Origin of the sequence: Marivivens sp. JLT3646 (genome assembly GCF_001908835.1) — a bacterium.
GTDB classification, from domain to species: domain Bacteria; phylum Pseudomonadota; class Alphaproteobacteria; order Rhodobacterales; family Rhodobacteraceae; genus Marivivens; species Marivivens geojensis.
Window position 1 is genome coordinate 23,502 of record NZ_CP018572.1, and the last position, 24,364, is coordinate 47,865.

At 56.1% G+C, this 24,364-nt stretch carries 24 protein-coding genes; 14 read left to right on the forward strand and 10 right to left on the reverse strand.

The genetic code is table 11. From position 1 onward, the window contains the following. Window positions 1–50: 50 nt before the first annotated feature. From BSK21_RS00135 to BSK21_RS00155, 5 genes are all read left to right on the forward strand, one after another. The gene (locus BSK21_RS00135; RefSeq protein WP_067552024.1) at window positions 51–548 is read left to right on the forward strand and encodes a DUF3035 domain-containing protein; all 498 of its coding nucleotides are present in this window, start codon (window positions 51–53) and stop codon (window positions 546–548) included. Between the two features lie 78 nt (window positions 549–626). Then, on the forward strand, window positions 627–1,955 hold the full coding sequence (locus BSK21_RS00140) for a pitrilysin family protein (RefSeq protein ID WP_082959470.1): 1,329 nt from the start codon (window positions 627–629) through the stop codon (window positions 1,953–1,955). Beyond that, entirely contained in the window at window positions 1,952–3,262 is a 1,311-nt protein-coding gene (locus tag BSK21_RS00145) for a pitrilysin family protein (RefSeq protein WP_067552029.1), read from the forward strand. Before BSK21_RS00140 ends, BSK21_RS00145 begins: the two co-directional genes overlap by 4 nt. Before the next feature lie 54 nt (window positions 3,263–3,316). Next, window positions 3,317–5,161: a DNA mismatch repair endonuclease MutL gene (gene mutL / locus BSK21_RS00150; protein WP_067552031.1), complete on the forward strand. Its 1,845-nt coding sequence runs from the start codon at window positions 3,317–3,319 to the stop codon at window positions 5,159–5,161. Continuing rightward, window positions 5,161–6,315: a DNA recombination protein RmuC gene (locus tag BSK21_RS00155; protein ID WP_067552038.1), complete on the forward strand. Its 1,155-nt coding sequence runs from the start codon at window positions 5,161–5,163 to the stop codon at window positions 6,313–6,315. The genes mutL and BSK21_RS00155 overlap by 1 nt, the downstream gene beginning before the upstream one ends. On the opposite strand, the gene BSK21_RS00160 is transcribed toward BSK21_RS00155, so the two are convergent. Beyond that, window positions 6,305–6,946 (reverse strand): ChrR family anti-sigma-E factor, encoded by a 642-nt coding sequence (locus BSK21_RS00160; RefSeq protein ID WP_067552041.1) that lies wholly within the window; start codon window positions 6,944–6,946, stop codon window positions 6,305–6,307. The genes BSK21_RS00155 and BSK21_RS00160 overlap by 11 nt on opposite strands. A gap of 3 nt (window positions 6,947–6,949) precedes the next feature. After that, window positions 6,950–7,489 carry a sigma-70 family RNA polymerase sigma factor gene (locus tag BSK21_RS00165; RefSeq protein WP_067552283.1) on the reverse strand — a complete coding sequence of 180 codons (540 nt, stop codon included), beginning with the start codon at window positions 7,487–7,489 and terminating at the stop codon, window positions 6,950–6,952. Between the two features lie 217 nt (window positions 7,490–7,706). On the opposite strand from BSK21_RS00165, the gene BSK21_RS00170 reads away from it, so the two are divergent. The 5 genes from BSK21_RS00170 (at window position 7,707) to BSK21_RS00190 (ending at window position 11,444) form a co-directional block, all read left to right on the forward strand. Beyond that, the gene (locus tag BSK21_RS00170; protein ID WP_067552044.1) at window positions 7,707–9,008 is read left to right on the forward strand and encodes an NAD(P)/FAD-dependent oxidoreductase; all 1,302 of its coding nucleotides are present in this window, start codon (window positions 7,707–7,709) and stop codon (window positions 9,006–9,008) included. Further along, window positions 9,005–9,763: a DUF1365 domain-containing protein gene (locus BSK21_RS00175; RefSeq protein ID WP_067552047.1), complete on the forward strand. Its 759-nt coding sequence runs from the start codon at window positions 9,005–9,007 to the stop codon at window positions 9,761–9,763. The genes BSK21_RS00170 and BSK21_RS00175 overlap by 4 nt, the downstream gene beginning before the upstream one ends. Window positions 9,764–9,773: 10 nt before the next feature. Then, the gene (locus BSK21_RS00180) at window positions 9,774–10,316 is read left to right on the forward strand and encodes a DUF3833 family protein (protein WP_067552050.1); all 543 of its coding nucleotides are present in this window, start codon (window positions 9,774–9,776) and stop codon (window positions 10,314–10,316) included. Window positions 10,317–10,318: 2 nt separating this feature from the next. Further along, complete coding sequence (locus BSK21_RS00185; protein WP_067552052.1) at window positions 10,319–11,047, forward strand: SDR family oxidoreductase; 729 nt, start codon at window positions 10,319–10,321, stop codon at window positions 11,045–11,047. A 73-nt stretch (window positions 11,048–11,120) separates the two neighbouring features. Next, a complete protein-coding gene (locus BSK21_RS00190; RefSeq protein WP_067552054.1) occupies window positions 11,121–11,444 on the forward strand; it encodes a DUF3775 domain-containing protein in 324 nt (107 codons plus the stop codon). Window positions 11,445–11,447: 3 nt separating this feature from the next. On the opposite strand, the gene BSK21_RS00195 is transcribed toward BSK21_RS00190, so the two are convergent. Next, complete coding sequence (locus BSK21_RS00195) at window positions 11,448–13,583, reverse strand: transglycosylase domain-containing protein (RefSeq protein WP_067552056.1); 2,136 nt, start codon at window positions 13,581–13,583, stop codon at window positions 11,448–11,450. A 260-nt stretch (window positions 13,584–13,843) separates the two neighbouring features. Between BSK21_RS00195 and BSK21_RS00200 the strand changes: the two genes are divergently transcribed. Both BSK21_RS00200 and BSK21_RS00205 read left to right on the forward strand, forming a co-directional pair. After that, the gene (locus BSK21_RS00200; RefSeq protein WP_067552058.1) at window positions 13,844–14,182 is read left to right on the forward strand and encodes a P-II family nitrogen regulator; all 339 of its coding nucleotides are present in this window, start codon (window positions 13,844–13,846) and stop codon (window positions 14,180–14,182) included. Window positions 14,183–14,207: 25 nt separating this feature from the next. Then, entirely contained in the window at window positions 14,208–15,542 is a 1,335-nt protein-coding gene (locus BSK21_RS00205; protein ID WP_067552060.1) for an ammonium transporter, read from the forward strand. Between the two features lie 128 nt (window positions 15,543–15,670). Here the strand turns inward: BSK21_RS00205 and BSK21_RS00210 are convergent, their stop codons facing one another. The 3 genes from BSK21_RS00210 to smpB all read right to left on the reverse strand — a co-directional run bounded on the left by BSK21_RS00210 (window position 15,671) and on the right by smpB (window position 18,321). Further along, window positions 15,671–16,855 (reverse strand): amino acid aminotransferase, encoded by a 1,185-nt coding sequence (locus tag BSK21_RS00210; protein WP_067552062.1) that lies wholly within the window; start codon window positions 16,853–16,855, stop codon window positions 15,671–15,673. Next, complete coding sequence (sseA, locus tag BSK21_RS00215; RefSeq protein ID WP_232230441.1) at window positions 16,855–17,760, reverse strand: 3-mercaptopyruvate sulfurtransferase; 906 nt, start codon at window positions 17,758–17,760, stop codon at window positions 16,855–16,857. The genes BSK21_RS00210 and sseA overlap by 1 nt, the downstream gene beginning before the upstream one ends. 84 nt (window positions 17,761–17,844) lie before the next feature. Next, entirely contained in the window at window positions 17,845–18,321 is a 477-nt protein-coding gene (gene smpB, locus BSK21_RS00220) for an SsrA-binding protein SmpB (RefSeq protein WP_067552068.1), read from the reverse strand. A 108-nt stretch (window positions 18,322–18,429) separates the two neighbouring features. On the opposite strand from smpB, the gene BSK21_RS00225 reads away from it, so the two are divergent. After that, on the forward strand, window positions 18,430–18,876 hold the full coding sequence (locus BSK21_RS00225; protein ID WP_067552071.1) for an ion channel: 447 nt from the start codon (window positions 18,430–18,432) through the stop codon (window positions 18,874–18,876). Between the two features lie 2 nt (window positions 18,877–18,878). Here BSK21_RS00225 and BSK21_RS00230 read toward each other — a convergent pair whose 3' ends face one another. Then, a complete protein-coding gene (locus tag BSK21_RS00230; protein ID WP_231924834.1) occupies window positions 18,879–19,757 on the reverse strand; it encodes a DMT family transporter in 879 nt (292 codons plus the stop codon). Further along, entirely contained in the window at window positions 19,754–20,626 is an 873-nt protein-coding gene (gene dapA, locus BSK21_RS00235; protein ID WP_067552074.1) for a 4-hydroxy-tetrahydrodipicolinate synthase, read from the reverse strand. Before dapA ends, BSK21_RS00230 begins: the two co-directional genes overlap by 4 nt. A 142-nt stretch (window positions 20,627–20,768) precedes the next feature. On the opposite strand from dapA, the gene BSK21_RS00240 reads away from it, so the two are divergent. Beyond that, a complete protein-coding gene (locus BSK21_RS00240; RefSeq protein WP_067552078.1) occupies window positions 20,769–22,823 on the forward strand; it encodes a lytic transglycosylase domain-containing protein in 2,055 nt (684 codons plus the stop codon). On the opposite strand, the gene BSK21_RS00245 is transcribed toward BSK21_RS00240, so the two are convergent. Both BSK21_RS00245 and mnmD read right to left on the reverse strand, forming a co-directional pair. Beyond that, window positions 22,807–23,694, reverse strand: a complete 888-nt coding sequence (locus tag BSK21_RS00245) for a DMT family transporter (RefSeq protein ID WP_067552081.1) — start codon at window positions 23,692–23,694, stop codon at window positions 22,807–22,809. The genes BSK21_RS00240 and BSK21_RS00245 overlap by 17 nt on opposite strands. After that, the gene (gene mnmD, locus BSK21_RS00250) at window positions 23,691–24,359 is read right to left on the reverse strand and encodes a tRNA (5-methylaminomethyl-2-thiouridine)(34)-methyltransferase MnmD (RefSeq protein WP_067552084.1); all 669 of its coding nucleotides are present in this window, start codon (window positions 24,357–24,359) and stop codon (window positions 23,691–23,693) included. Before mnmD ends, BSK21_RS00245 begins: the two co-directional genes overlap by 4 nt. Window positions 24,360–24,364: the final 5 nt, after the last annotated feature.

A 24,364-nucleotide genomic window follows, 5' to 3' on the forward strand; every position in this document is an offset into this window, starting at 1 on the left:
CGTGCGGCTAATCCTGCGCTAAACACAAGGCGAAGACCGGAGGGTATCAAATGCGTGGACTAGTACTGGCCCTATGTGCGGCGCTGACGTTGTCGGCCTGTGGTGGCGGTGATCGCACCCTTCATAAGACCAGTTTGACGGATGGGTCGCCTGATGAATTTGGCGTTCAACCCACGCGCACCTTGGAACTTCCGCAGTCGATGAACCTGTTGCCCACCCCGACTCCGGGTGGGGTGAACCTTGCGGATGCAAACCCTCAAGCGGATGCCATCGCGGTTCTGGGCGGATCTGTGACAGGTGGTGTTGGTGGCGATGGGGCACTGATGGCGCAAGTGTCCCGTTTCGGTGTCGATCCGTCGATCCGTTCTGTTTTGGCGGCTGAGGATGCTGCGTTCCGCAAACGTCGCACCAATTTGTCGCTGTTCCGTATCTTTAATCGCGATCGCTACTTCCAAGCGTATCGTGGTCAATCTTTGGATGCCTATGCAGAGCTAGAGCGGTTCCGCTCTTTGGGTGCTGCGGTGCCATCTGCTCCCCCAGCTAACTGACGGTAACAACTGCGTTTCCCCGTCTTGCGGTGGCCGCCCTGTGGGGTAGGTTCAACGGGACCCTGTTGGAGGATGCGTATGTTCCGAACTTTGTTTGCTGCCCTGTCCCTTTTGGCCATGCCTGCCATCGCCGAAGAGGTGACGACCTTTACCCTCGATAACGGGATGGATGTGGTGGTCATCGAAGATCACCGTGCCCCTGTCGTTGTGCATATGGTTTGGTATCGACGAGGCTCTGCGGATGAACCATTGGGGCAATCGGGTGTTGCGCATTTCTTGGAACATCTATTGTTCAAGGCGACTGATAACATGTCGTCAGGTGAACTGTCGGAAGTCGTTGCTGCGAACGGCGGGTCGGACAATGCATTCACGAGTTATGATTATACTGCCTATTATCAAAGGGTTGCGGCGGATCGATTGCCGTTGATGATGCAGATGGAAGCCGATCGGATGGTTAATCTGCGGCTGTCCGCAGCCGACATCGCCACTGAACGTGATGTGATCCTCGAAGAGCGTAATATGCGGGTGGAGAACAATCCCTCTGCCTTGGCGCGTGAGCAGATGATGGCGGCGCAGTATTTGAACCACCGTTACGGCGTACCTGTGATCGGTTGGAAACACGAGATGGAGAGTCTCGAGCTAGAGGACGCACTGTCGTTTTACGACCTCTACTACAGCCCCAATAATGCCGTTCTAGTCGTTGCTGGTGATGTTGATCCGAACGAAGTCCGCACTCTTGCAGATCAGTATTATGGCATGATCCCGCCCGAGGAAAACCTGCCCGAGCGTCTCCGCGCCGAAGAACCTCCACAAACTGCCGCGCGTCGTTTGACCTTTGTCGATCCGCGCGTGTCGCAACCTTATTTGGCGCGCAGCTATTTGGCGCCTGAACGGGATAGTGGTGATCAACGGAAAGCCGCTGCGCTCGTCTATTTGGCTGAAATGCTTGGCGGTTCGCCTTTTTCGTCGGCTCTTGGAACGGCACTCCAATTTAATGCGCAGCTCGCCGTTTATACGGGAGCTGGCTACGATGCCGATAAATTGGATGACACGACATTTACCCTGAGCGTCGCGCCTGCTGAGGGCGTAGACCTGTCCGCAGTCGAGGCCGCGATGGACGCTGCGATTGCTGATTTCCTTGCCTCGGAGGTTGACCCCAATCGTTTGGAGAGCATTCGCACTCAACTTCGCGCGGGGCAGATTTACGCACGTGATAACGTTGAAGGGCTGGCCAATCGATATGGCGCGGCACTTTCTCAAGGGTTAACCGTTCAGGACGTTCAGGATTGGCCAGCGGTTCTGGAGGCCGTAACCGCCGAAGACATCAAAGCCGTCGCTGCAGAAGTTTTGGATCCCAAGAGGTCCGTCACGATGTGGGTTGCCGCTAGCGAAGGAGAGCTTAAATGATCCGTCTAATCGCTGCTTTTGTTTTCGGTTTAAATGCAATTGCCGCCCACGCCGACGTTGCCATTCAGGAACTCACAACACCATCGGGTATCAATGTTTGGCTTGTAGAAGAGCATTCTATTCCCTTCGTTGCGCTCGAGATAAACTTTGTCGGCGGGACGGCCTTGGATGAGGATGGAAAGCGCGGCGCGACAAATTTGATGATGGCCCTGATCGAGGAAGGTTCGGGCGACATGATCGCGCAAGAGTTTCAGGCGGCTCGAGAGGCGTTAGCTGCGACATACGAATTCGATTCCTACGACGACGGCGTGACCATTTCAGCGAAGTTTCTGACCGAAAATCGCGATCAGGCGGTCGCACTTCTGGCTCAAGCGATCAATCAACCGCGGTTCGATCAAGACGCCATAGACCGCGTGCGGGGGCAGGTTCTGGCCAATATCGCATCCAGCGCGAAGAACCCTAATCGGATAGCTGGAGAGACATTCTACAGCGCGGCGTTTGGTGATCATCCTTATGGTTCGGACGACAGTGGAACTGTTGAGACAGTCAACGCGCTGACCCAAGACGATATGTTCACAGCCCACCGTAACGCTTTGGTGCGGTCGCGTGCCTATGTGTCTGTCGTTGGCGATATTGATGCAGAGGCCGTTGGTCCGATGGTTGATCAGCTTTTAACTGGATTGCCAGAAGATGGTCCCGCGTTGCCTGATCATGTGGATTTTGGCCTGACGGGTGGGGTGACGGTTGTGCCGTTTGATACCCCGCAATCTGTTGCTCTATTTGGTCAGGCGGGGCTAAATCGCGATGATGAGGATTTCTTTGCGGCCTACATCTTGAACACCATTTTAGGTGGTAATGGCCCTCAATCGATCCTGATGGAAGAGGTGCGCGAAAAGCGCGGTCTGACCTATGGAATTTATTCGTATTTGGTCCCCAAGGATCACGCAGAAATGTGGCTGGGGTCGGTGGCATCAGCGAACGAGCGGATGGTCGAAACGTTGGATGTTGTCATGGATCAGTGGTCGCGCGTTGCGACCGTGGGTGTCTCTCAAGAAGAGCTTGATGCCGCGAAGACCTACCTGACGGGGGAATATCCGCTTCGTTTTGATAGCAATCAAGCGATCGCGGGCATCATGGTTGGAATGCAGGTCGAGGGGCTTCCGGTCGACTATGTGATCCATCGAAATGACTATATCAACGCGGTGACATTGGACGATGTGAACCGAGTGGCGCGTGAAATCCTCGATCCCGAAGCCTTGCATTTCGTGGTTGTCGGGCAGCCTGTCGGGCTGGAAACGACAGAGTAATGTTCACGTAATACCCCTGTTAGAATCGTGTGGGGCCGTGCTAAACCTTGTGGCATGGCCTTATCTGACCCCAATATACTCGAAACCCGTCCGCATATTCGACAATTGGACGATGCCGCGATTAACAGGATCGCGGCGGGTGAAGTGGTCGAACGCCCTGCCTCTGCCGTTAAAGAGTTGGTCGAGAACTCGATCGACGCAGGATCGCGTCGGATTGAGGTCGTGATTGCTGATGGCGGTAAAACGCTGATCCGTGTGACGGACGATGGCTGGGGAATTTCTGCGGACGAATTGCCTTTGGCCCTGTCGCGTCATGCGACCTCGAAAATTGATGGCTCCGATCTGTTGAACATCAATTCCTTCGGGTTTCGCGGTGAGGCTTTGCCGTCGCTGGGCGCGGTCGGTCGTTTGTCGATTACGTCTCGCGTTGCGGGTGCCGAGGCGGCGACGATTACGGTCGCGGGCGGACGGATTGAGGCGGTTAAACCCGCAGCGCTGTCCTCTGGTACGGTCGTCGAGCTACGGGATTTGTTCTATGCGACCCCTGCGCGACTGAAATTCCTGCGAACCGATCGGGCCGAGATGCAGGCGATCACAGATGTAGTGAAACGTCTGGCGATGGCTGAACCCTATTTGAGCTTTTCGTTGATTGATGCGTCGAATGGGGATCGGCGTGAAGTGTTCCGCGCGGATTCGGAACAAGGCGAAATGTTTGATGCATTGAATGGGCGACTTGCTGCGGTTTTGGGACGAGAATTCGCCGACAACGCACTGCCAATTGATGCGGAGCGGGACGGGTTTCACCTGACGGGTTATGCGGCGTTGCCCACCTATTCGCGCGGCTCTGCGGTGGCGCAGTTTCTGTTCGTCAATGGTCGCCCTGTTCGGGACAAGCTGTTGGTGGGGGCACTGCGTGGGGCCTACATGGATTTCTTGAGCCGAGATCGCCATCCGGCGGCGGCGTTGTTCGTGGATTGTGATCCGACGTTGGTCGATGTGAACGTGCACCCTGCAAAGTCCGAGGTGCGCTTCCGTGAACCCGGAATTGTTCGGGGGTTGATCGTATCGGGGCTGCGCCACGCGCTTGCAAATGCGGGGCATCGGGCATCGACGACCGTGGCTGCGGATACGCTTGGGGCGATGCGTCCAGAGATCCCGCAGAGACCGATGTATCAGATGGATCGACCGTCCTTTGGGGCGCGTGCGATGAGCTATCAGATGCAAGCCCCTGCACCGCAATCGATGGGTTTTGCAGAAATGGCGGCACCTTCGGCGCGGTTCGAAGAGGTAACTGAGGACGAGGTGAAACCGCTCGAATCCCTGCCTTTGGGTGCGGCGCGGGCGCAGGTGCACGAGAACTACATCATCGCGCAGACGGAAACGGGCATGGTCATCGTGGACCAGCACGCAGCCCATGAACGGCTCGTCTATGAAAAGTTGAAACACCAGATGGCGGAAAACGGTGTTGCGGCTCAGGCTCTTTTGATCCCAGAGATCGTAGAGATGTCGTCGGGTGATGCAGCGCGATTGCTGGAGATTGCTGACGATCTGGCGCGGCTTGGCCTAACGCTCGAGCCGTTTGGTGGCGGCGCGATTTGTGTGCGCGAAACACCTGCGATCTTGGGCGAGGTGAACGCGAAGGCCATGCTGATGGATATCTTGGATGAGCTTGCCGATTTGGGCGACAGCCAAGCAGTTCAAGCTAAGATCGAAGCCATCCTTTCGCGTGTTGCTTGCCATGGGTCGATCCGATCTGGTCGCCGTATGCGGGCGGAAGAGATGAACGCGCTTCTGCGTGAGATGGAGGCGACGCCCCATTCTGGTCAATGCAACCACGGTCGCCCGACCTATGTGGAGTTGCGACTGACCGATATTGAACGTTTGTTTGGACGGACCTGATGACGATTGACCTGAATGATCCCCTGACCTTGATCGCAATTGTTGGGGCCGCGTTTGCGCTGGTCCTTGTGATCCTGCTGATCATGGTTGTGAAGCGTGCGGGGCAATCGACGCAGATGGCGCAGATCGTGGCGAGCCAAATGGGCGGCGTGACGCAGCGTGTACAGATGTTGTCGGATGGCCAGCAGCAGTTGTTTGGCGGCCTGACATCGGTGACCGAGGCACAGGCGCAGTCGCAGGCCAATATGCTTAAGCTGATGGAGCAGCGGTTGCAAAACGTCACCGAAATGATGAACCGCAATTTGACAACCAGTGCGAAAACCACGGCGGCCTCGCTCGGAGAACTGCAGCAGCGGTTAAAAACCATCGACAAGGCCCAAGAGAACATCACCAAACTGTCGGGCGATGTGCTGAGCCTTCAGGACATTCTGTCGAACAAACAAACGCGCGGTGCATTCGGTGAAATTCAGTTGCATGACATCGTTTCCAAAGCGTTGCCTTCGGATAGCTATAGCCTCCAGCACACACTATCGAACGGCAAACGGGCCGACTGTTTGATCTACCTTCCGAACCCGCCCGGGCCTATTGTGATCGACAGTAAGTTCCCATTGGAGGCGTATGAGGCTCTCCGCCGTGCGAAGTCTGATTATGAACTGAACGACGCTGCCCGTTTGATGCGGACGGCGGTGCGGACCCACATTAAAGCGATCAGCGAGAAGTACATCATTGAAGGTGAAACAGCGGACGGCGCATTGATGTTCCTGCCGTCGGAGGCTGTCTATGCCGAGCTTCACGCCAACTTTAGCGAGTTGGTGCGCGAGGGGTTCAATGCGCGGGTTTGGATCGTATCGCCGACGACCTGCATGGCGACCCTTAACACGATGCGTGCGATTTTGAAGGATGCGCGGATGCGGGAACAGGCTGGGGCCATTCGCAAAGAATTGGCCCTTCTCTATACGGACGTTGATCGTTTGGGCACGCGAGTTGAAAACCTCGACCGACATTTCGGCATGGCGGCCAAGGATATCGCAGAGATCAAGATCAGTGCGGATAAAGCGGGTCGTCGTGCGCAACGGCTCGATAACTTTGATTTCGAAGAACTGGCACCCGACGTTGATCCCGCGGTGGTGCCGCTGTCCGTGCCTAAATCTTAACGAACCGCTGCGCGATGCGCGGCAGGAAGGAATTGAACTTTAGCGGGGCATCAGTTGCGGCAAGACAAATGCACGCTTCGCCTTCTTCTGCGATAGGCGTGTGGTTCAGTTCCTCGTTGGCGACTTCAATATCGCCCACGCCAAAACGATCAGCCTCGTCTTTAAACGCGCCCTGTAGGACCAGCGTCAGTTCTAGGCCGCGATGCCCATGATCGGGTACGGCGACGCCACCCGGGATGTGCAGCAGGCGGACAGTAGCACCACCATCAGACGCTAGAATCATTTGACGAACGCCGCCACCAACCGGCCGCCAGCGCACGTCGTCTTTGTCGCCGCCAACGTAGTCTTGGAGTGGTGCAGGGAAAATGCCTTTGGCGTAGCGTTTCTGCGGGGCCTCAGGAGTGTTCGCGATCAGCGCCATTGTCGCGGCGAAGGCGTCGTTTGACATGGAGACTGACCCTGCGGACATCATGACTTCGCCACCCACGGCTTCGAATTCTCCGAGGCGGGAACGGCACTCATCACAGAGCGACACGTGAGTTGCGACCACAAGGCTGAAGGCTTCGGGTAGGGTGCCAGCGGCGTAGCCCATCAAAAGCTGGTCGGTTAGGTGATGTTTAATGTCAGCCATGTCTTACCTCATCGTGTGGCGCAAGCGGTCCAGCGCCAATCGGATACGGGATTTGATCGTGCCAAGCGGCAGTCCGGTCTGTTCCGCAATCTCAGAATGACTGAGATCGCCGAAATAAGCCTTTTGGATCAACTCTCGTTGCTTCTCAGGTAGGGCCGCTATCGCCTCACCTAGTTTGTTGGTTTCTTCCTGAAGGACGAGAACCTCTTCCTGATCAGGTTCGGCGTCTGGTCCCCAAGGGAGATCTTCGGGTTCGGGGCGTCGGGCGCGTCGGATCATGTCGATCTGGCGGTTCCGCGCGATAGTAAAAATCCATGTCGCCACACTCGCCCGTGCTGGATCAAACAGCGCAGCTTTCCGCCAGATGGTCGCCATGACCTCTTGGGCGCATTCCTCTGCGATGTCCGCCGACGCGCCTGACCGCATCAGAAACCCTTTAACCCGCGGCGCAAAATGCGCGAACAGGCGCGCAAACGCCGCCTGATCCTGCCTATCGCGGACCGCGTAAATCTCGTCGAGCCATTCGGCCCGAGCGGGGGTCATCTGTTCGGTCACGCGCGACGTTTCCTTTGGTTTCGATCCAACTGTCTTTGACCGACCATAGCTGGACGGCTGGACAGGTCTATCTGAATCGAGTGTTTGGGTCTGCGTGAACATGAAGTTTTTACGCGGCGAAGCGCGTTTTGGATCACCTTGTGAAAGAGTTTCATCCAAAAACCTGTTTGGGCCGTAACACCTCTAAACAAGCTCGGAGAAATCGATGCCATTTGAAAGCCTGACACCCGCCCCAAGAACCATCGCAGTTATCGGCGGGGGTATTTCCGGCATGGGTGCGGCCTATAACCTTGCTCAACATCATCGCGTCGTGTTGTTCGAGGCAGAGGCATCGATCGGCGGACACGCACGTACTCGGCCAGCTGGTCGTCACGGTGCCGACCTCGTCGATACGGGCTTTATCGTCTTTAATTACGCGAACTATCCGCATTTGACGGCATTGTTCGATGAGCTGGACGTGCCTGTTGTGAAGTCCGACATGAGTTTTGGTGCATCGATTGATGGTGGACGGTTCGAATACGGGCTAAAGAACCTGTCCGCGATTTTTGCGCAGAAGAAGAATGCCCTGAACCCGCGATACCTTCGCATGATCCGCGACATTTTTAAGTTCAACAGCCGTGCGTTGGATATTGCAAAGTCGGATCAGACGATGACCGTTGGCGAAATGCTCGACAAGCTCGGCGTCGGGTCGTGGTTTGCGGAACGGTATATCCTGCCACTGTCGGGCGCTATTTGGTCAACGCCTGTCGAAAAAAACATGGAATTCCCCGCCTACGCCATGATGCAGTTCTTCGAAAACCACGCGTTGCTCAGCCATACAGGTCAGCATCAGTGGTATACGGTTGAGGGCGGGTCGCGGTCTTATGTGACGCGCCTTGAGGCTCAGATGCGTGCGCGTGGCGTCGAGATCCGCACTGGGGCCTATGTCGATGCGGTGCGTCGAACAGTGAGTGGTGTTGAGGTAAAGATGAATGGGGCAGATTGGGAGGCCTTTGACGACGTTGTCTTTGCGACCCACTCCGACGATAGCCTGCGCATGTTGGCCGATCCGCGTGCCCATGAAACGGCGGCACTTTCCAAAATGGCGTATCAGCCCAACCGTGTTGTGTTGCATTCCGATGCGTCGATCATGCCACGCCACAAATCGGTTTGGTCGTCGTGGAACTACACCGAGGTCACTGGGCGAACGGACGAGCCGATTGATTTGACCTATTGGATGAACTCGTTGCAATCGTGGTTAACAGGCGACGACTATTTTGTGACGCTCAACTCGAACCGAACGATCCGTGAAGATTTGATCTGGGATGAGGTGACACTGCGCCACCCTGTTTATGACCTTGGCGCGCTTGAAGCTCAAAAAGAGGTCGCAGCATTTAATGGCACCGATAATACATGGTTCTGCGGTGCCTGGATGAAAAACGGCTTCCATGAGGATGGCCTTTCGAGTGCGCTGGATGTTGTCGCAGGGATTAATGCGGCAACCAACATTCGAGTGGCGGCGGAATGATCCCTGTAGACTACATCGAAGGGCAGACCTTTCATGGGCGGCGGGGAGCGATCCGAAACGCATTTCGCTATTCCATCGACTATGTGCTGCTGGACATGGATGTCGAGGTCAGCGCGCCGTGGGGTTTTACTCGAAATTCAGCGCGGCCTTGGTCCGTGCGCGATCTGGATCATGGGGGAGTGCCCAAACAGGGGCAGGGCGTTGCATGGGTGCGCAGCGTTCTAGATGCGCATGGGATCGGACAGATGGGCCGTATCCAGCTTCTGACCCAACCGCGCGCGTTGGGCTACGTCTTTAACCCTGTCAGTTTTTGGCTGTGCCATGATCGTGATGGCGTTCTGCGTGTCGTGATCGCCGAGGTGAACAATACCTTCGGCGATCGGCATTCTTATCTGTGTCATCACGATGACCTCGCTCCGCTAAATCGAAATGGCTGGGTCACGGCGCAGAAGATTTTCCATGTTTCACCGTTTCAGACGATTTCGGGCGGCTACAGGTTCCGTTTCGATATCACCCGCAGCGCCGTCGATATCGTTATCGAATTTGGAGACGGTGCTGACGGTGGAGTTGTTGCGACGTTGAGCGGTGCACGTCGTCCGCTGCGAAATCAGGACATCGCGAAGGCGTATCTGCGCCGTCCATTGGGGTCGTTGCGTGTGATGGGCCTCATCCTTTGGCAGGCGATGAAGCTTCGAACCAAAGGCGCCAAATATCGTGATCGCCCCGTTCCACCCGTTCAAGACGTCAGCCGATAGGAGGTAGGTTATGTTGCAGTTTTTTCTAGGCGTCTGCGTCGCCATTGCCGTTGTTCTGCTGATCGGTGCGCGGCTCGGTTTTGCAGCCCAAAAAGTTGAGGATTACCCTACTGGCCGTCCGATCGACATACGTACAGATTTGAACGGAAAGATACTGTGCAGCGGTGTTATTTATGGTCCATTTGGGCGTGTTGCATCGCGGTTTTTCGGTCAGTTCAGCGCATCATGGGATGGAAATTCTGGCGAAATGACGGAGGAATTCCAGTATGATAGCGGCGCAACGCAGCTTCGTCATTGGGACCTGAAAGTTGCCGAAGATGGTACCATCACCGCGACCGCTCCTGATGTGATTGGCACGGCGACGGGCCGTCAGGGGGGCTCTGCTATCGTGCTGAAATACAAGATCAAACTGACCGAGGATGCGGGAGGGCATGTCCTGTCTGTGACAGATTGGATGTATACTTCGCCCTCAGGCGAATTGGTGAACAGATCGCAATTCCGTAAATTCGGTATCAAAGTTGGAGAACTCATCGCGACGATGCGTCGGGTGTGAAGATGCGAGACTGGGCTGGAAAAACCTATTGGCTCATTGGCGCAAGCGAAGGACTGGGTCGGGCTCTCGCGGAAATTATGTCCGACGCGGGTGCGGATTTGATCCTTTCGGCGCGTTCAGAAGAGCGACTGCGGGAGGTAGCTGGTGGTCTGTCGCGGCCTGCGCGGATATTGCCAGTCGATGTGTCTGATGCCGAAAACGTTCGCGCCGTTGCGACCTCTATCGGATCAATTGATGGTGTGGTGTTCCTTGCGGGCGTCTACTGGCCAATGGCCGCGACCGAGTGGACCGCGGATGAGGCGGAAACCATGGTGGACGTGAACCTTATGGGGGCGATGCGCGTTTTGGGGGCGACCGTTCCTGATATGGTGCAGCGCAATGCGGGCCACATCGTTCTGACGGGGTCGCTGTCTGGGTTTCGGGGCTTGCCCGGAGCAATCGGTTATTCCGCCTCAAAAGCTGGAATTATGTCATTGGCCGAAACGATGAAATCCGACCTCAAGCGAACTGGGGTCGAAGTTCAGGTGGTGAACCCAGGTTTTATTCGTACCCGACTGACCGACAAGAACACGTTCAACATGCCGTTCATCATGTCGCCCGAAGACGCAGCGCGCGTCATGTTCGAGCACATGAATAGCCGAAAGTTCAAACGCAGCTTTCCGACAGTGTTTTCGTGGTTTTTCCGAGCGTCACAATTGATGCCTGATTGGCTCTATTTCCGAATATTCTGATTTGCGACAGATCAAAGCCACGGTCGGTTAATCGGCACAAAGTTACTGCTATCCATGCGAACGGGAGGCAGCGATGCACATTACATCTGACAAAGTCGCCGAGGTGATCATCCTTGCGCGTGAACTAGATCGAGGCGAGGCCGAGTTTGACGGCTTTGTCGGTCGTCTGAACGAAGAAGAGCAAGCCGCGCTTGTGGCGATCTTTTGGATCGGCCGCGGTAGCTTTGAACCCGAAGAATACGCCGAAGCCTATAAGACCGCCATTGCTGAGGCGAGCGCACCAACCGAAGACTACCTCAAAGGTTCGCCACACCTCGCCGACCACTTGGAAAGTGGCTTGGAGGCATTGGGGATCGACAGCTCGGACGCCGAGGACGATCTGTATCGCGGTGGCTGACCTTTAGTTTCCAGCGTTTTGCAGATCGCGCAGGATCAGGTCGATGAGCGACTTGGCTTGTTCGTCTGACATCACCGGACCAGCGGGTTCACCGCTGGGCGCGGTCATTGGCAGAGGTAGCGGAATCATCCCATCCAGAACGCGGGTCATGGTTTCGTGCCAAACCTCTGCAGGCAGCCCGCCGCCTGTTACGCCCGACAAGGGTGTGTTGTTGTCATACCCCATCCATACACCAGTCACGTAGTCAGCCGTAAAGCCAATGAACCACGCGTCGCGTGCGCCTTGGGTCGTGCCGGATTTACCCGCGATCTGCCAACCGTCGATTTTCGCCCGCTGGCCTGTGCCTTGTTCGATAACCTGATGCATCATCCACGTCAGTTGTGCGGCGCTTTCGTCGCGGATAACGCGTTCGCCAATGCCGCCACCAGCGCCCATGAGGGGCACCGAAGGATTACGGCGTAGGCTCAGTTCGACGAGACCATAGGGCGCGACTGAAGAGCCGCCGTTCAAGATGCCGGCGTAGGCCCCAGTCATTTCGACCAGTGTCGACTCGGACACGCCGAGCGCGAGGGCAGGACCGTCGGCTAGGTCAGAACTGATGCCGAACCCAGTTGCCACGCTTTGCACCGCGTCACGACCAACACTCTCCGAGAGAAGGATCGCGGGGATGTTGCGGCTCTCATAAAGGGCTTGGGTCAGCGTGATCGGACCTTTGAATTCGCGGTCGTAGTTTTGCGGACACCATTCGCCAGACCCCACAATATTCATGCAGAGGGGATCGTCGTTGATGATTTCCATCGGGCTATGACCGAGTTCGAGAGCGGCCGCGTAGACGAAGGGTTTAAAGAGAGATCCAGTCTGACGCAGGGCCTGTGTCGCACGGTTGAACGCACCGCCCGAAGTGGTTTGACGTCCGCCAACCATTGCACGGACCGCGCCGTCGGATGACATGACAACGATGGCGGCTTGGGCCTCGGAGCCTTCACGCACTTTGTTTTCAAACACCCAATCGAGCGCACCTTCGGCGGCCTGCTGAATGCGAGGGTCAAAAGTCGTTTTGATGATAACGTCTTCGGTGGTGTCATCGGTGAAATAGGATGGACCCGTATCCATTACCCAGTCCGCATAGTAGCCACCCTGTCGGGCATGGGCGTTCTCAGCCAATTGTGCGGGATTGGCGAGTGCATCTTGGGCTTGTGCTTCGGTGATGTATCCCTGATCGGCCATCAGGCGTACAACGACGCTTGCGCGATCCCAGCTCCGCTGAAGGTTGGATGTCGGCGCATAGGACGACGGCGCTTTGAGGAGGCCAGCGAGAAGAGCGGCTTGGGCAGGGTTCACTTGAGACGAAGAAATGCTGAAATAGCGCTGGCTCGCGGCCTCAAATCCACGGGTGCCTGCACCGAGATACGCGCGGTTTAGGTAGATCGTGAGAATCTCGTCCTTGGTATAGCGGGCTTCCATTGCCATCGCGTAGATCGCTTCGGTGACTTTGCGCCACAGGGTGGAACGGCGGCAGTCGGCTTCATATGCAGCTTCATTCGCCCACTTCGTTGAATCAAAAGGTTGGCCTTGGCACAAGAGTTTGGCGGTCTGCTGGGTGATCGTAGAACCACCCGACCCCGAGAGTGCGCCGTTCCCGTCCTGAAGGTTGGACCGGATCGCACCTGCTATCCCGCGTGGAGAGATGCCAAAGTGACTGTAGAAGCGTTTGTCTTCGGTGGCGACGACGGCGTTGCGCAAGTTCGGCGAAACCGAGTCAGCGGTGATTGCACCTGCGAACTGATCGCCGCGCCATGCGAACTGTTGGCCGTTCACGTCCAGCATGGTGACAGAGCCCCTTGCGCGGCCATCGATCAAGGACTCGGCGCTGGGTAACTTGGACGAGGTATATAGGACAGCGACTGCGATAATCAGACTGACGATCGCAGTACCACGCCAGAAAATGCTCCAGATCAGGCGAAACACGAACCCAAAGAACGCACTAATGAACCCTAGCGGCCCCTTCTTCTTGCGAGGCGGCTTGGCAGACTTTTTCTTTGGCGCAGGTTTAGGCGCCGCAGCCTTTTGGGGTGCAGTTGCGTTCGAATAGCGATTCTCGGCAACCAGCGTTGGGCGTTTGCGTCCCGATCCGCTCATTTTCTGCTCTTTCGTTATGCCTCAGACCAATTCTAACTGCCTTGAGGGGAAATGTTGAGGGACAAGAATCGCCAATGTTGCGTTTTCTTTGCGCTCAATTTTTAATCAAGTCGCACAATTTGTATAATTTTTGTGCAGAAACTGATTAATGTGGCAACCCGTTTAGTCCCTGATTGCTTGAGAAAAGGGCATCTAACCCGCTGAGTGTGACTGCGCGATCCGGATTGGGGTCGTTCGAGATAACTCGTAAGGGGAAGAACGTGAAACTCATTATCGCAACTATCAAGCCGTTCAAGCTGGAGGAGGTCCGCGAAGCTGTGACCGCTGCTGGCGTTCGCGGAATGATGGTGACCGAAATTAAGGGCTTTGGCTCCCAGTCCGGTCACACTGAAATCTACCGTGGTGCTGAATACGCAGTGAACTTTGTTCCGAAGGTCAAACTAGAGATCGTCGTGCCTGACAACATGGCTGACCAGATCGTTTCGACCATCGCATCGACTGCGAAGACCGACAAAATCGGCGACGGCAAAATCTTTGTTCTCGACGTCGAGAGCGCGCTGCGCGTGCGCACCGGCGAAACCAACGACGACGCTCTATAACGCGATCGGATCAGGGGAAATTAAAATGAAACTGACTAAACTCCTCCCGGCTGCCGCGCTGATCGCGCTTCCAGCCATGGGCTTTGCCCAGGAAGAAGGTCCGGTAGCAGGTGTTGATGCCGCTTCCGATACCATCTTCATCCTTAACTCGCTTCTGTTCCTCGTTGGTGGTTTTCTGGTGTTCTGGATGGCTGCTGGCTTTGCGATGCTCGAAGCCGGCCTTGTGCGCACCAAGAACGTCGCAATGCAGCTGACCAAGAACGTCGCGCTCTTCTCTCTGGCCGCGATCTTCTACTACTTGATCGGTTACAACCTGATGTACCCGCTGGGCACATGGTCCATCGACGGCGTTCTGTCGGGCGTATGGTCGACTGCAGCACTCGAAGCTGTTGGCGTTGCTCGTGATGGCGCTGATGACTACGGCTATGCATCTACTGGTTCGGACTTCTTCTTCCAGCTGATGTTCTGTGCAACTACGGCTTCGATCGTTTCGGGTACTCTCGCCGAGCGTATCAAACTATGGCCGTTCCTCGCCTTCACTGTTGTCCTGACTGCGATCATCTACCCGCTGCAGGCTTCGTGGAAATGGGGCGGTGGCTTCCTTGACGCGATGGGCTTCCTCGACTTCGCAGGTTCGACCGTTGTTCACTCTGTAGGTGGTTGGGCTGCTCTTGCTGGTCTGCTGATCCTTGGTCCGCGTATTGGTAAATACAAAGACGGCCGCACTATTCCGATGCCGGGTTCCAACCTGTCGCTGGCAACTCTGGGTACGTTCATCCTGTGGCTCGGTTGGTTCGGCTTCAACGGCGCTTCGCAGCTCGCTATGGGCACTGTAGGCGACGTGGCTGACGTCTCCCGTATCTTTGCAAACACCAACGCAGCAGCAGCTGGCGGTTCGGTAGCTGCAATGATCCTGACCCAGCTTCTCTACAAGAAGGTCGACCTGACTATGGTTCTCAACGGCGCGCTGGCTGGTCTGGTTTCGATCACCGCTGAACCGCTGACACCGACCCTCGGTGCAGCAACTCTGATCGGTGCATTCGGTGGCCTTCTGGTGGTGTTCGTTGTTCCGCTGCTTGACAAGTTCAAGCTCGACGACGTAGTTGGTGCGATCCCTGTTCACCTCGTCTGCGGTATCTACGGCACCATCGCTGTAGCTTTCACCAACCCTGATGCATCCTTCGGCACTCAGCTCTACGGCATCATGGTTGTCGGTATCTTCACCTTCGTTGTGTCCGGTATCGTTTGGTTCATCCTCAAAGCTGTCACCGGTATCCGCGTCAGTGAAGAAGACGAGATCAACGGCCTCGACATGGCTGAACTGGGTATGGAAGCTTATCCTGAGTTCTCGAAAGGCTGATCTTCCTTCCGATCAGTTTGACGACAAAGGCCCGGGCGTTCGCGCCCGGGTTTTCTTTTGCCCGAGGGAACAAACGAAAACGCCCGCCGCAGATGCGACGGGCGTGTGTTCTTGTTTATGCGAAGCGATTAGACGCCAGCGTCTACGATCGCTTTTGCCAAAAGCGGAACGGTGGTCGCGTTCAGGCCGGCAATGTTCAGACGGCTGTCCGAAACCATGTAGATGCCCGATTCAGCGCGCATAACTTCGACCTTCTCAGGTGTTGTGCCGATCTGAGAGAACATGCCGCGGTGCTTTGCGATAAAGTCAAAGCGGTCCGAGTTAGTCAGGCGCTTTAGTTCATCAGCCAGTTGCTGGCGCAGGGTCAGCATCGACAGGCGGGTTTCTTCGAGTTCGTCGATCCACATTTGACGCAAAGCATCATCACCGAGGATCGTTGCCACAACGCGTGCACCGTGATCCGGCGGGAACGAATAGTTCTGACGGTTTAGGAATTGCAGCATGCCTTGCGACAGTTTCGCGGTCGCGGCGTCCCTAGCGATTGCCATCAGGATGCCTGTGCGTTCGCGATAGATACCAAAGTTCTTGGAGCACGACGCAGCGATCAGGCATTCGCCGACGTTTTCTGCAACGAGACGTGTAGCAAGGGCGTCAGCTTCGAGGCCATCACCGAAACCTTGATATGCGAGGTCGATGAACGGGACTGCACCTTTTTCGTTGATCAAGGCAACAACCTCTTTCCACTGGCCCAGCGTCAGGTTTGCGCCCGTCGGGTTGTGGCAGCAGCCGTGCAGCAGCACGAGGTCGCCCGCCTTCACCCCAGCCAAGTCCGACATCATTGCGTCGAAATCAACGTCACGGGTTTCGGTGTTGAAGTAGGAGTAGGCGGTGTGGCGCATGCCGAGGTAGTTCAAGATCGACACATGGTTCGGCCATGTTGGGTTCGACACCCAAACGGTTGCTTGTGGCGAGGTCTTTTTGATCAGTTCCATCGCCTGACGGATCGCGCCCGTACCGCCAGGTGTGGTGACAGCGCCGATGCGTGAACGATCAACTGCGCCGTCGAGAACGAGTTTGATCATGCCTTCGATGTAGAGCGGTTCGCCTGCTAGGGAGGTGTAGGATTTCGATTCCTGCTCTTCCCAGATTTTCTTCTCTGCGGCTTTTACAGCTTTCATCACCGGAGTGACGCCGTCTGCGTTTTTATACACGCCAACACCAAGGTCGATCTTGGTGTCACGCGGATCGTCTCGGAATGCCTGCATCAGCATAAGAATTTTGTCGGCGGGTTGTTCGGTGAGATGCTCAAGCATCATGCGTCTCCGGTTGCGAGAGGAAGGTCGGCGTACATGCCCCATTCGGACCATGAGCCATCGTAAAGTGAATGGTCAGTTTTACCTGTGCGTTCGAGGGCAAGGCACAGCACAGCAGCCGTTACGCCCGACCCACAAGAAGTAATGGCGGGTTTGGATAGATCGACGCCAGCGGTTTCAAACACGTGGCGTAGTTCTGCGGCGGGTTTCATCGTGCCGTCAGCGTTCAAAAGCGAGTTGAACGGTACGTTTTTTGCGCCTGGGATGTGGCCCGAACGAAGTCCAGCTCGCGGCTCGACTGCTTCACCACGGAAGCGAGGCGCTGCGCGAGCGTCGATGATTTCGTGATCGCGAAGTTTCGATGCGCGGGCGACTTGGGTCACGTCCTTGATCATGTGGTGCTGAACATCGACCATCATGTGACGATCGCGGATGGTGGCAGGGGCATCGGTCAGAGGGCGACCCTCTGCCTTCCATTTCGGAAGGCCACCGTCCAGAACTGCGATGTTGAACTGACCGAACAAGCGGAACATCCACCAAACGCGGGCAGCCGAGAACAAACCGCTGCTGTCGTAGACAACGATCTGGTGGCCGTCGCCAACACCCATCGCGCGGACGCGGCTCATGAATTTTTCAACAGGCGGCACCATATGCGGCAAGTCAGACCGCAGATCCGCAATTTCGTCGATGTCAAAGAAGCGCGCACCGGGGATGTGTTCTTTGTCGAATTCAGCTTTGGGATCGCGATCTACCGTCGGGAGAAACCACGACGCGTCGAAAATCCGCAGGTCCGCATCCTTGAGGTGTGCGGCCAGCCACTCTGTCGAAACGAGTGTTTTAGGATCGTCTTTGAATGTCTCTGTCATGCCATGCGCCCCTTGCCTGCGCGGGAAAAGGTCCGGCATCCCCTATCGCGGGTAATTTTATGAGGCAAGGGAAAGCGGACGCTTTACCAAAAAATCGGCCTGAACTGCCCAGAAAGGCGGCGATTAACCGCTGTGACGCAGCAAACGCTGCTTTTGACGGTCCCAATCGCGTTTCGCGTCGGTCGCGCGCTTGTCGTGCAGCTTTTTACCTTTGGCGATTCCGATCTTCAGTTTCACCAAGCCACGATCGTTGAAATACATCACCAGCGGCACGATGGTCATGCCCTCGCGTTTAGTCGCATTCCAAAGGCGGGCCAATTCGCGGCGCGAACACAGCAGCTTGCGGCGGCGACGTTCTTCGTGGCCCCACGTCTTGGCTTGTTCGTATGGCGCGATATACCCGTTGATCAGCCACAATTCGCCATCTTCGACCGAAGCGTAGCTTTCGGCGATGTTCGATTGGCCCACGCGAAGCGATTTAACTTCGGAGCCCATGAGAATGATCCCGACTTCGAGATCTTCTTCGATCGCGTAGTCGTGGCGAGCACGCCGGTTCTCGGCGATGACCTTGTAGTTCTTATTTTCGGGTTTCTTTGCCATAGTGGTTCTCAGATATGCCTTTGGGCCATGTGCTGCAAGTCGGATAGGGTGCTGGCATCGCTGCAAAGGTCGGGTAAACTGCCGCCAATCAAAATCAGGCGTACCCTCATGTTTCTTCAGCTCACTATTGGCACCGTATTGATGCTCGTCTCCATTTTCATGGCAGGCGTGACGTTCCTCGTCTTGGAAGTGTCGATCCAGCGGCTGTCGGGCTGGCTGCGCCGAGAGCCGCACAGCCCCAAATTGTTGTTCCTATTGTCAGCGGCATCATGCGCGATTCTGGCCCAGGTCACGCTGAGTGTCTGGCTTTGGGCGGCGGTGATGTGGGTGCTCGATCTGTTCGAAACCATCGAGATGGCGGTCTATTTCTCGTTGACCTGTTTCACGACGCTTGGTTTCGGGGATGTGCTGCTGCCTCATGATTGGGAATTGTTGGGTGGATTGGCCGCGACGAACGGTTTGCTCAACATTGGATTTACGACAGCGGTGATGGTGGAAACCATGCGCTACATCCGCAAAAGTCAGATTGAGGCGATGCGACCACCGATTGGCTGACGTTATTTTCGACCTACCCTGAACAGGGTAAAGAGGCCGCTGCCGACGACAATGACGCTCCCGACGAAAGTCATCGTGTCAAAAGATTCTCCGAACATGAAAGCGCCCATAGCCGCGCCGAAAATGAGACGGCTATAGCGCCAAGGCGTTACGCTGGCGACGTCGCCGCGACGCATCGCGGTCGTGAGCGCGTAGTAGGCAAAAACGCCGCCGCTAATCGCGATGGAGAGCAGCAATGCCTGATGTAGATTTAGAGCGACCCATCGAGGATCAGCGGTCCAAATCAAAAGGCCTGCTATCGTCAGCATCAGGTAGCCCGAAATGCCCAGCTGAAAGTTGGTGAGCGACGGAGGAGAAGCGCGGGTCGCTAAATCACGCCCTGCGAAACCGAGCATACCGAGAACGGCTAGGAGGGTGAGCATGTCAAACTCTGCGCCCCACGGGCGGAGGATCAACATAACCCCCACGAAGCCGACGATCACTGCGATCCAGCGTCGAATTCCAACGTGTTCCCCTAAAAATAAAGCCGCACCAGCGACGACCACCAATGGCGTGGCTTGTAGAATTGCCGTCGCCGTCAAAAGCGGCGCAAGCATGAAGGCCAAGGTATAAGACAGGCGTCCGCCGATTTCGAACACAGCCCTCACGCGCATTGTCGGGCTGACATAAGCGCGGGTCCAAAGTGGCTGACTGTTTAGGTAAGCAAGCCCCGCAAAAATCAGCATCCCAATAAAGCCCGTCATTGTGACGGCTTGACCCTTGGGGAGTTCAGCAGTGGCGAGTTTTAGAAATGTGTCTTCGACGGCGAAGAACGCCATCGAAGTGATCATGAAAAGGCTACCGATCAGGGCTTCCCGACCAGCGTTTGCCTTTGCGGTCAATTCAAGAGGCCAGCGTGGACCATTGCAACGCGAATGCGCTCTTTGGTGCTGTCCTCGAGTTCGGTCAGCGGAGAGCGCACTTCTGGCGAGCACAGGCCCAAGAGCGACATACCGTATTTCGCACCGGCAACGCCTGGCTCGATAAAGACGGCTTCGTGCAGCGGCATCAGTTTGTCCTGAATCTCGAGCGCGGTTTTGTAATCGCCTACGAGCGTCGCGTTCTGGAAATCAGCGCAGAGTTTCGGCGCGATGTTGGCTGTAACCGAGATGCAACCCAGACCACCGTGTGCGTTAAAGCCAAGTGCAGTAGCGTCTTCGCCCGAAAGCTGGATGAAGTCGTGTCCACAGGTGATACGGCACTTCGGAACGCGGGACAGATCGCCTGTTGCGTCTTTAACTGCGATGATCTCTGGCAATTTCGCCAGTTGGCCCATGGTTGCGGGTGTCATGTCGACAACCGAACGACCGGGGATGTTGTAGATCACAATTGGTAAGCCGATTTTCGCGGTCGCCTCAAAGTGAGCGATCAGGCCGCGCTGGGTCGGTTTGTTGTAATACGGCGTTACAACAAGAGCAGCATCAGCGCCCGCGTCTTTCGCGGCTTGCACCAGACGAACGGATTCGATTGTGTTATTGGAACCAGCGCCGGCCACAACCGGAACGCGGCCAGCTGCCTGCTTTACAACAGTTGCAACGACCAGATCGTGTTCTTCGTGGCTGAGTGTCGGGCTTTCGCCTGTGGTGCCAACAGGAACGAGGCCGTGGCTACCTTGGTCAATATGCCAATCCACAAGCTTTTTGAGCGTGTCGAGATCCACTTGGCCGTCTTTGAACGGCGTTACCAATGCTGGCATCGATCCTTTGAGCATGACACGCTTCCTTGTCGTTGAGGGGCTTGAGTCGCCCCGTGTTAAAACGGGCGGAACCTAGACGCCTTTCGGCCGATTGCCAAGTTTGTGAGTTGTGCTTTGTGATACGACAGCTACCCTGTGCTAAAAAGGGCAGGAATCTATGAACCAATTGCGTGCCAGTCTGATTGCGATCGGTCTGTCAGTCCTATCGCCAATGAGCGGTTTGGCTGAAGAAACGCTGTTGTCTAACGCTTTTGCGGCAGGAGAGGACAAAAATTGGGATGCGGCCTACCGTTTGGTGGGTTTGGACCTGCTGGCGCATGATCTGATCACGTGGACTCGTCTACGCGGTGAGGATGAACAGTTTGCTGACTACGTTGCCTTTCAAGCAGAGCATACAAATTGGCCAGGAATGGATCGTGTTCGCGCGCGCGGCGAGGCAGCCATCGACGATGACACGGATCCGAACCTGATTCTGAGTTGGATGGAGGGGCATGACCCCGAAACGGGTATGGGCGGGTATCGGCTTGCGCTTGCTCAACGCGCTGTCGGCCAAACAGAGGTTGCGCGGGAAACCATTCGTCGGATTTGGCTGCGCTATGGGCTGACCGAGGAAGAGAACGATTTGATATTGGCCGCCTTTGGTCCTGATCTCGCCGATCTTCATGTCCAGCGCGCCGATGCGATGCTTTGGCGTTGGAAAACGGACGACGCAGAACGCCTGTTCTCTTTGCTGCCAGCTGATCAGCATGCGTTGATGGAAGCTAGGGTCGCACTGATCCGAAAATCGCCCGACTGGGGGGCAAAGTTGCAGGCCGTGCCTGTCGCGCTGTTGAACGATGTTGGTCTGGCATATGATCGGTTCAATTTCTTGTCTGACCGTGGCGACCGCACCGATGCCATCACGATCCTGCTCGAACGAAGCACAGATGTAAGTCTATTGAGCCAACCCTATCGTTGGTCGAGCTGGCGCCGTTCGCATGCCCGTTGGGAGATGCGTGAAGGACGATACGACAATGCATATCGGCTGGCCGCGCAGCATCATCTGACGCCCGCGGACGGGGAATCATATGCTGATCTAGAGTGGCTGGCTGGCTATGTCGCGCTGCGGTTTCTGAACCGTCCGGAAGTCGCGTTGCGTCACTTCCTCGCTCTACAAGCCGCCGTTGAAAGCCCGATTTCGGATGGTCGCGCGGGGTATTGGCTGGGGCGCACGTATGAGGCGCTCGGTGATAGTGTGAATGCAGATGCGGCTTATAGCGAAGCCGCAGAACATCAGACGGCGTTCTATGGGCTTCTGGCTGGCGAGAAACTCGGCCAATCGCTCGATCCTTCGATTTTAGGCTATGAAGATTTTCCTGATTTCTCTGGTTCTCCATTGTCCCAAGACGAATTCGTGCGCGCAGCTTTCTATCTACTGGATGCAGGCGAACGTGGGTCGGCGGTGCTGTTCTTTGCCCAACTGGGGCGCACTTTGGATCGGACGTCATTGGGCACACTGGGTGAGGAACTGCTCCGCCGCAATGAACCTTTCTTTGCCCTGTTGATAGGCAAATCCGCTACGGCGCGAGGCATTATCCTGCCTGCGTTGCTGTTCCCCATGCATGATCTGAGGGAAATGGACCTGCCAGTTGAGCCTGAACTGGCCTTGTCCATCGCGCGACGCGAGAGCGAGTTTAACCCTGTGGTGGGCAGCGCGGTTGGCGCGTTGGGTCTGATGCAGCTTATGCCTGGCACGGCAGAGGACGTGGCGAATGAACTGGGCCTGCCTTACAGCCGTGGCCGGTTGACGGCGGACTGGCAATATAACGCCACGCTCGGTTCGCAGTATTTGGCGGGGCTTGAGGAACAATTTGGTCCGACGCCAGTGATGATCGCGGCGGGCTATAACGCTGGTCCGCGTCGCCCTCGTGAATGGATGGAAGAGCGAGGTGATCCGCGACTTGGCGAGGTTGATGTTATCGACTGGATCGAAATGATCCCCTTCCGCGAAACGCGCAACTATGTGCAGCGCGTCACGGAATCCTTACCGATTTACCGTGCGCGTTTGTCGGGGCAAACGGGGCCGATCCGTTTCACTGAACTGCTGGTTGGAGAAAAGCCTTTGCTGCGTCCTGTCGCGCGGCCATGGACAGGCGATGAACCTTCAGTCTCCGTTGAGCCGGCGTCTGGCTTGGCGCCAATGATGGCTCCGCGTCCTATGACGCGACCTTAGATCGGCGTGCCTTCATCCGTTCCCGCAGCAATGTAAAGACACCTGCGCAAACGACGATCGACGCGCCAATGGTTACGTTGGTGCGAAGAAGGTCGCCGAAAACAAAGATGCCGATCGCTGAGGCAAAGGGGAGCTGGAGGTACGCGAAGGGTTGGATCGCGCTGGCTTCGGCCACTTCGTACGCACGGATCAACAGGTAATGCCCCAAGAGGCCCACGACGCAGAGCGTCGCCATCCATCCACTGTCGGCCACTGTCATAGGTTCCAAATGCCAAATACCAACGGCAGTCATCGCGATGCACCCCGTGACGCCCATCCAAACGAAAGACGTGATCGAAGCATCCTTGCGCGAAACGTATCGTGTTATCAGGCCATACATCGCAAACATGAGCGATGCTGTGACAGCCCAGAACGAATTCAGCGAAAACACTCCTCCAGATGGGTTGAGGATGATCAAAACACCTAGAAACCCGATCCCGATTGCGGACCAGCGGCGCCAACCGACCGTCTCGCCCAAAATCGGTCCCGATAATGCCGCGATCAAAAGCGGGTAACTGGCGAAAATGGCATGACTTTCAACGAGACCCAGCCGAACGAAGGCCACCAGCATGATGCAGATTTCTGCTACAATCAGGATGCTGCGAAAGGCTTGGGCAATGGGTTGTGATGTGCGCAATGCGCCAAAGAGTGATCCCGTTTGACGATACCCGATAGTCAATGCGAAGGCGGCAAAGAACCAAAACCGAACCATAACGATCATTCGAACATCGTAGCTTTGCGCCAGATGACGCGAGACTCCATCTTGGGCTGCAAAAATCAGCGTCACCAAGACCATGAGCCAGATGCCCTTTTTGTTGTTTTGTTCGATCATCGTTTTAGAGCACGTGTCATGTGACGTTTACGGCCATAGCCAGCGGTTCGGGTCACCACAAAACCTGCGTCCTCTAACGCTCGTCTGACATGACCTGCTGCGGTGTAGGTTGCCGCAGTGCCATTCTGCGCTGTGTGGCGGCCTACCTCGGCCATGAGGTCGGCGCCCCACATTTCGGGGTTTTTTGCTGGGCTAAACCCATCCAGAAACCATGCGTCAGCCATCAGGTCGGACTGGGGTAGGGTCTGGCGAACGTCTCCAACGACGATATTGAGGGTAACGGGACCGAATTTGGTGTCCCCTTTGGTCAGTCCATCGATCATTTTTGCGGCCCAAGGGGCGACCTCTGGAAATGCGGTGAGCGCGTTTTCCATGTCTGCGATTGCCATCGGAAAGGCTTCGAATGTGGTGAAGCTGAGCGTGCCGGGTGAGCCAGCCTCTTCCCATACTTTCCAAACAGTAAGAAAATTTAGGCCAGTGCCGAAACCCAATTCGCCGATCTGAAAATCGCCACCGAAACGCTGGGGCAGATCATTGCCGTCAATAAAAACGTGACGCGTTTCTGCAAGTCCGTTGTCGAGCGAAAAATAAGGATCGTCAAATTTACGCGAGATCGGGATCGTCCCGTCGCGCCATTCAAGCTCTGCTTGCGGCTGGTTGTTCATGGTGC